Below are 7843 nucleotides of genomic sequence, written 5' to 3' on the forward strand. Positions count from 1 at the left end.
AATTACGGTCAAGTATGCAGGGTGTGCGTGAAGAGTCGTCATGATTGCGTCCGCGAGCCTCTCAGCGTCAACATAGTCCTGCAATTTCACGAGCATGGGGAAGTGATTATACATTGTGGAGTCGGGCGCGGTGTTCTGGTAATCGTAGAAATACCGCTGCTCCGGCGTTAACGGGTACACATGCAAGATAAAGCCTTCTTTCGTTCTTTAATGATTGCGCGATATTATAATACGAGATTTACAAAACGCTGAACAATGGATACAATTTTTACTCATTATGATTAAACTTACCAAGAAATATAAATCAGGAACAGCATTAGAGATTATGCAGGAAGCAATATTGTTCGGGGACATTCCGGCCGGGATAAGGATAACCCAGACGGAGCTTGCCGCGTCTCTCGATGTCTCGCGGATGCCCGTACGTGAAGCGTTGATTGCCCTCGAGTATCAGGGTCTCGTACGGCGGCACACAAACCAGCACGTAGAGATTACTGCTCTGACGAATGACGGCATTCACGAAATCTTCTCGGACATGGCTTCACTTGAGACGGAGACAATCAGAGGACTCGCGGACAAAGATTCTGCGCTGCTGTCGTCCTTCAAGGATCAGAGAGAGTTTCACCGCGAACTGTGCGGAATGGCGGGCTCAGCGTTCAGGCGGAAGACGCTCGAGACCTTTGCGGGGGTATATCTTGCGTTCGTGCTGAATAACTCTGAGGACACGGGCAGGATTGATGCGGTGTTCGGAAATATCCTCGAGGCCGTCAAGAACCCGGACGACAAAGAAATTCTCAGGGCGGGTTACGCTGTATATTCTGAGGTGCTTGCGAACGAGTTTATACGTATAAGGAGAAAGAGGGAGAAAGATGCTGAACGTCAGGCCGGTAAAGCTGCTGCCAGTGCGTGAACAGGCTGCGGCATCACTAAGGGAGGCGATAATCAGCCAGAGCATACCTGCGGGTGAAGTTCTGCCGCTGGAGGCTACGGCTAAGGCACTGGGAATCTCAGTTACGCCGGTGCGTGAAGCGTTCGTGATTCTTGCGCGGGACGGACTGCTTGAGCTTGCGCAGAACAGAGGAGCAGTTGTTCTCGGGATGACGGCCAAGAACATACGGGAGCACTACCAGATTCGCGCGGCATTGGAGTCTGAGGCGTGCCGTCTTGTGTGCGAGAAGGGGGCTGACTTGTCGGAGATTGAACGCTGTACGAAGCATCTGGTGAGCCATGACGCGGAAAATTATTCTGACCTCAACCAGTCGTTTCACTATAACATATGGCTTGCGTCAGGGAACGGTCGGCTTGTGAACATGCTCAGTGAATTGTGGAACGGCTTATCTATGGGGCTTCGGACGAGCAGGGACGAATACGCGAGGGTTTCGCGTTCGGAGCACGAGGAGATATTTGCGATGCTGAAGGCCGGAGATGCAGAGAAAGCTGCGGGAGCAATGAGGGCGCATATACTCCGCAGCATGAACGATATGCTTACGCGTTACACAGAGCAGTAGCCAGACCGTCGAGGTACTTCACTGCGTCGCTCGTCTCAATCTCTCCCTTGTCGCAGAGTTCAGCGAGGCCGGGCACTATCGGAATCTCTGCGTCAATCTTTACGCCGGAAGCATTGTTACCGAAGATGTAATGTTTTTTCCCGCAGTCAGGGCACTCGAAATACGCCATGTTCTCGACGATGCCCAGAACAGGAATCTTCATGATTTCCGCCATCCTTAAGGCTTTGTGCACGATCATTCCCACGAGCTCCTGCGGTGTCGTAACAATGATTATCCCCTTAAGCGGCAGGGACTGGAACACAGTAAGCGGCACATCCCCCGTTCCTGGAGGCATGTCGACAAACATGAAGTCAGTGATTCCCCAGTCTACTTCCTCCCAGAACTGCTGGAGCACTCCGGCGAGTACAGGCCCGCGCCAGACTACGGGGTCTCCTTCGTCGGGAAGGCACAGGTTCATAGAGACTGCCTTAACGCCTCCTTTGCTGACTGCCGGCTGAATCATGTGCCCGTCAGACAGCAGGTGGTCTCTCAGCCCGAACATTCTCGGGATGCTCGGACCTGTTATGTCCGCATCGAGAATTGCCGCCTTCTTGCCCTTCTTAGCCATCGCGCAGGCCAAGAGCCCGGTAACTAGGGACTTCCCGACTCCTCCTTTGCCCGAGACAACGCCGATGACGTTCTTCACGCCCGGCTTCGGAGCGAAGAGCATAGACTCGGCCGTGCGTTCTCCGCAGCTTGAGCCGCAGTGTTCGCAGTCGTGGTTACATGCCATGATAACTATTCCCCCTCTGTAATCAGCTTCGACATTGCACGGACTGCAACGCGTATTCCCTTGTCAGTGTCGAAGTCGTCAGGTTCATTATACCCCGCCGCCTTGCGTTCCTGATTCCAGATTACGTTGAGGACGCTCCCGCAACGCACGCCCAACGCCGCCGCAACAACAAACAGCGTAGCAGACTCCATCTCGCTGCCGAGAACCCCGAGCCTCTTCCACGCCTCCCACTTGTTGAGGAGTTCATAGCTCACAGGCATTCGTGAAGGGTTGTGCTGTCCGTAGAATGAGTCTTTGCACTGGACTATTCCCGTGTGCCAGCGTTCGCCGAGTTCGCGCGCTGAGTCAACAAGTGCACGCACCAGCGAAAAGTCCGCCGCCGCAGGGTACTCTATCGGTGCGTACTCCCTGCCTGTCCCGTCGTAACGTACCGCCGCCGTCGGAATAATTACGTCCGAAGCCTTCACCTTCATGTTGATTCCCCCGCAAGTCCCGACGCGGATGAAGGTTGTTACTCCGAGCGCGGAAAGCTCCTCCATCGCGATGGCCGCACTCGGCCCGCCGATGCCCGTTGAAGTTACGCAGACTTTTTCGCCCTCAAGAGTTCCTGCCCACGTGGTATATTCACGGTTGCTGGCGACAAAGTAAGGCTCGCTGAAATACTGCGCTATCTTCTCGCACCTGCCCTGATCTCCGGGAAGAATGCAGTAACGGCCGACATCTTCTGTGTCTAACGCTATGTGATACTGTCTCATGATGGCCTCCTTAAAGCATAAGCATAATCATTCGTGTAACCATCGCCGCAACCCACGCCACCGCACACTGCCACACCACGACACCGAACGCCCATTTACCGCCGAGCTCACGCCTAATTGACGCGACGGCCGCAACGCAGGGAGTGTAGAGCAGGCTGAACACCAGCAGGGACGCGGCTGACACGGAGGAGATTGCGGAGCTGACGTTGTCGCCGAATAGGACTTCAAGCGTCGAGACTACGGACTCCTTCGCCATGAAGCCGCTGATTAATGATGTGCAGATTCGCCAGTCGCCAAGACCGACAGGACGCATCAGCGGAACGAGCAATCCCGAAACGTAAGCAAGTATGCTGGTGTCGGGGTTCTCCGCAAGCCTGAAGTGAAGGTCGAAGCTCTGCAGGAACCACACAACCACCGTCGCAACGAATATCACGGAGAACGCGCGCTGAATGAAGTCTTTAGCCTTCTCCCACATGAGCATCAAAACATTCTTTGCGGCGGGCATCCTGTAATTCGGGAGCTCCATAACGAACGGTACAGCTTCTCCCTTGAACAGCGTCTCCTTGTAGAGCAGGGCAACAAGAATCCCGACAACGATTCCCAGAAGGTACAGGCCGGTCATTATCAGTCCGCCGTGCTTGGGGAAGAATGCACTGACGAAGAATGCATAGATCGGGAGCTTGGCCGTACAGCTCATGAATGGTGTAAGAAGAATGGTCATCCTGCGGTCACGTTCGCTGGGGAGGGTTCGCGTTGACATTACGGCAGGGACTGTGCACCCGAAACCTATAAGCATAGGCACGATGCTCCTGCCCGACAGCCCTATCTTCCTTAACAGCTTGTCCATGAAGAACGCAACGCGCGCCGTGTAGCCGGTGTCCTCGAGTATCGACAGGAAGAAGAACAGCGTGATGATAATCGGCAGGAACGACAGCACGCTTCCTATGCCCGCAAAAATTCCGTTGGTCATCAGCCCGTGAAGCACATCATTCACCCCCGCAGAAGTCATGTACGCGTCTACACTCCCCGTGAAGGCCTCAATCCATCCCTCAAGAACCTCCTGAAAGTACGCGCCGATAACGTTGAACGTGAGAAAGAATATCCCCGCCATTACAGCAATGAACGTCGGAATAGCCGTGTATTTGCCCGTCAAGATTCTGTCGAGCCTCTGGCTTCTGACGTGCTCCCTGCTCTCTCTGGGCTTCACTACTGACTGTGCGCACACCTTCTTGATGAACGTGAAGCGCATATCCGCCATCGCGGCGTTGCGGTCTAACCCTCTCTCGTGCTCCATCTGAAGGATTATATGTTCGAGCATCTCGCGTTCATTCTGCTCGAGGCCGAGCTGGCTCATCACGAGCTGGTCATTCTCGATGACTTTGCTTGCCGCGAAACGAAGGGGAATGCCCGCGCGTTCTGCGTGATCCTGTATGAGGTGGCAGATTGCGTGAATCGCGCGGTGAACTGCTCCGTTGTGGTCTTCTTCGCCGCAGAAGTCGTAGCGTTTCGGTCTCTCCTGATACTTTGCGATGTGAACTGCGTGCTGTACAAGCTCATGAACTCCCTCGTTCTTCAGCGCGGAAATCGGAATCACCGGCACGCCTAACAGTGCCTCCATTCTGTTGATGTCAATCGTTCCGCCGTTGCCGCTGAGTTCGTCCATCATGTTGAGGGCGACAACTAACGGTATCTGCATCTCCAGAAGCTGAATCGTCAGGTACAAGTTGCGCTCAATGTTCGTTGCGTCGACGATGTTGATTATGGCTTTGGGCTTCTCGTTAAGAATGAAGTTGCGGGAGACTATCTCTTCTCCGCTGTAAGGCGACATAGAATAAATGCCCGGCAGGTCAGTAATCAGTGTATCGGGATGCCCCTTGATGACTCCGTCTTTGCGGTCAACCGTAACACCGGGAAAATTCCCGACTCTGCGGCTCGCTCCCGTGAGCTGGTTGAAGAGGGTAGTTTTTCCGCTGTTCTGGTTTCCTGCAAGCGCGAAGGTCAACGTTGTACCCTCAGGAAGTGCTGAGCCTTCGCCTTCAACGTGGTACTTGCCTTCCTCTCCGAGACCGGGATGCTCGATCGTCTGCATGTTGTTGATGAAGCGTTCGGCGTTCCCGCTGTCCCTTGCGGGCTTTACGGTTATGCGTCCTGCGTCGTCCGCCCTTAACGTCAGCTCGTAATCGTGAATGCGAATCTCGAGGGGGTCTCCCATCGGTGCGGTGCGTATCATCTTCACCTGTGCGCCGGGAATTATCCCCATGTCCAGAAGATGCTGGCGTAGGCTTCCTTCTCCTCCCACAGAATCGATTACTGCGCTTTGATTGATGTCCAGTTCCTTAAGGCTGAGTGTGTTCATGCTCGTGCTCCTGAATGAATAATGATGTGGTTACAATAGCACAAACTTCACGCCTTGCGAAATTTTCGCGCATACACAGTTGACATTTGGGGGCTTTGCGCTATCATTATCACTATCCCAACTGGATACAAAATATAAAGCCACAAATTATTATTATTTCATGAGGAGTGTGATAGTTCACATGAGTCCGGCAGTTATTACCCTCTGTTTCCTCGCCTTCGCAATCGTCATGTTCGTTACCGAGAAAATCCCTCTCGGTCTTACGGCTATGATTGTTTGCATCGGCCTCGTCGTTACGAAGGTGCTCGGCGTTAAGGAAGCGTTCTCCGGCTTCATTGACGGCAACGTGATTCTGTTTGTCGCGATGTTCATCGTCGGAGGTGCTCTCTTTGAGACGGGCATGGCCAACGAGATCGGCGGAATCGTTACGAAGTTCGCAGGCAGTGAGAGAATGCTTATCGTCGCAATCATGACCATCGTCGGATTGATGAGCGGAGTGCTCTCGAATACGGGAACTGCAGCAATACTTATCCCCGTAGTTATCGGAATAGCCGCAAAGTCAGGGTTCAAGCGTTCCAGGCTTTTGATGCCCCTAGTCTTCGCGGCCGCAATGGGAGGCAACCTATCCCTAATAGGCGCACCCGGCAACATGATAGCACAGAGCACGCTTAATCAGGCGGGACTTCCTACCTTCGGGTTCTTTGAGTACGCGATAGTTGGAGCTCCGATTCTGATTGTCGGAATACTCTTCTACGCAACAATAGGCTTCTATCTTCTGCCTAACCATGACCCGAAAGGCGAGGGAGTTTTCGACACAGCTAAAGATTTCTCCGCAGTGCCTCAGTGGAAGAAGACTCTCTCGCTTGTTATTCTGGTTGCTACACTGCTCGGAATGATTTTCGAGAAGCAGATAGGCATATCGTTAAGCGTTGTGGGCTGCGTCGGAGCAGTGCTGTTGATACTCTTCGGCGTAATCTCTGAGGACGACGCGCTGAAGTCCATTGACCTCAAGACTATATTCCTGTTCGGCGGAACTCTCTCGCTCGCAACAGCACTCGACAAGACCGGCGCAGGAAGAATGATTGCCGAAAAGGTTATAGGTGCACTCGGGGAGAATCCTTCACCGACAATGTTTACGTTCGTCGTGTTCATCCTGTGCTGTGTAATGACTAACTTCATGAGCAACACCGCAACAACCGCGCTCATGGCTCCCATCTGCCTGTCAATCGCTCAGGGAATGAACGCAGACCCGCGTGCTGTACTCATGGCCTGCGTAATCGGAGGTTCGTGCGCGTACGCAACGCCAATAGGAATGCCGGCTAATACAATGGTTGTAGGAGCAGGAGATTATACTTTCATGGACTACGTGAAGTCCGGCCTGCCGTTAATCGTAATCGCAACAATAATAAGCATGATACTTCTGCCGATGGCCTTCCCGTTCTTCCCAGCGGCATAGTATATATCTAACGAAGGGGGTAAACGTTTTATGAATCAGGTCGAAAGAATGACGGACATCATCGCGAAGTTCGTCGGCCACACCGCGAAGAAACTTCCTGATGACGTTATCGCGAAACTTCAGGAGCTCCGCGAAAAAGAGGACAGCCCTATGGCAAAAGTCATCTACGATACGATGTTCAGGAATCAGGAGCTTGCAGTGAAGCTCGACAGGCCTTCATGCCAGGACACAGGAGTCCTTCAGTTCTGGGTGAAGTGCGGAACGAGATTTCCGCTCATCGATGACCTCGAAGCCCTGCTGAAGGAAGCAGTCATCAAGGCGACATTCGAGACACCGTTACGCCACAACTCGGTTGAGACGTTCGACGAGTACAACACCGGCAAGAACGTCGGCAAAGGTACACCCACAGTGTTCTGGGACATCGTGCCTCACTCCGACAAGTGCGAGATCTATACGTACATGGCTGGCGGCGGGTGCACTCTTCCCGGTCATGCAATGGTTCTGATGCCCGGCGAAGGCTACGAGGGAGTTACGAGGTTCGTGCTCGACAGAATGACCACTTACGGCCTCAATGCCTGCCCTCCGCTTCTCGTGGGTGTCGGAGTTGCTACGTCGGTCGAGACTGCGGCTCTGCTCTCGAAGAAAGCCCTCATGCGCCCCATCGGTTCGCACAACCCCAACGAGCGCGCGGCCAAGATGGAGAAGCTGTTAGAGGACGGCATCAACGCGATCGGCATAGGGCCTCAGGGAATGGGCGGAAAGTATGCCGTTATGGGCGTGAACATCGAGAACACTGCGCGCCATCCTTCAGCAATCGGAGTTGCAGTGAACGTAGGGTGCTGGAGCCACAGGAGAGGGCATATAATCTTCGACAAAGATCTTAATGTTGAAGTGTTATCACATTCGGGGGTGAAGTTCTAATGGCGGTAGAGTTCAGAGACGGCAAGAAGATTCTTGTTACTCCTATCAGCGCAGAAGACCTCGCGGACATCAGGATAG

General features: G+C 53.5%; 8 protein-coding genes. 4 read left to right on the forward strand and 4 right to left on the reverse strand.

The window, feature by feature from the left end:
* Nucleotides 1-186: hypothetical protein (locus tag IJT02_06840; protein ID MBQ7544644.1), on the reverse strand; the 186-nt coding region annotated here is incomplete at its 3' end.
* Between the two features lie 91 nt (nt 187-277).
* Here IJT02_06840 and IJT02_06845 point away from each other — a divergent pair.
* On the forward strand, nt 278-907 hold the full coding sequence (locus IJT02_06845; protein MBQ7544645.1) for a GntR family transcriptional regulator: 630 nt from the start codon (nt 278-280) through the stop codon (nt 905-907).
* Nucleotides 867-1505, forward strand: a complete 639-nt coding sequence (locus IJT02_06850; GenBank protein MBQ7544646.1) for a GntR family transcriptional regulator — start codon at nt 867-869, stop codon at nt 1503-1505. Before IJT02_06845 ends, IJT02_06850 begins: the two co-directional genes overlap by 41 nt.
* Here the strand turns inward: IJT02_06850 and IJT02_06855 are convergent.
* Genes IJT02_06855 through feoB form a run of 3 tightly spaced genes read right to left on the reverse strand, consistent with a single transcriptional unit; the run spans nt 1483 to nt 5388 of the window.
* Nucleotides 1483-2277 (reverse strand): P-loop NTPase, encoded by a 795-nt coding sequence (locus tag IJT02_06855; GenBank protein MBQ7544647.1) that lies wholly within the window; start codon nt 2275-2277, stop codon nt 1483-1485. The two genes, IJT02_06850 and IJT02_06855, sit on opposite strands and share 23 nt — an antisense overlap.
* 5 nt (nt 2278-2282) lie before the next feature.
* Entirely contained in the window at nt 2283-3032 is a 750-nt protein-coding gene (gene udp, locus IJT02_06860; GenBank protein ID MBQ7544648.1) for a uridine phosphorylase, read from the reverse strand.
* A gap of 10 nt (nt 3033-3042) precedes the next feature.
* On the reverse strand, nt 3043-5388 hold the full coding sequence (feoB, locus tag IJT02_06865; protein ID MBQ7544649.1) for a ferrous iron transport protein B: 2346 nt from the start codon (nt 5386-5388) through the stop codon (nt 3043-3045).
* A gap of 181 nt (nt 5389-5569) precedes the next feature.
* Here feoB and IJT02_06870 point away from each other — a divergent pair, with 181 nt between their 5' ends.
* Nucleotides 5570-6844: an SLC13/DASS family transporter gene (locus IJT02_06870; GenBank protein ID MBQ7544650.1), complete on the forward strand. Its 1275-nt coding sequence runs from the start codon at nt 5570-5572 to the stop codon at nt 6842-6844.
* A 30-nt stretch (nt 6845-6874) separates the two neighbouring features.
* On the forward strand, nt 6875-7765 hold the full coding sequence (ttdA, locus tag IJT02_06875; GenBank protein MBQ7544651.1) for a L(+)-tartrate dehydratase subunit alpha: 891 nt from the start codon (nt 6875-6877) through the stop codon (nt 7763-7765).
* The last annotated feature ends 78 nt before the right edge of the window (nt 7766-7843 follow it).

This window comes from Synergistaceae bacterium (genome assembly GCA_017450125.1).
GTDB lineage: Bacteria > Synergistota > Synergistia > Synergistales > Aminobacteriaceae > JAFUXM01.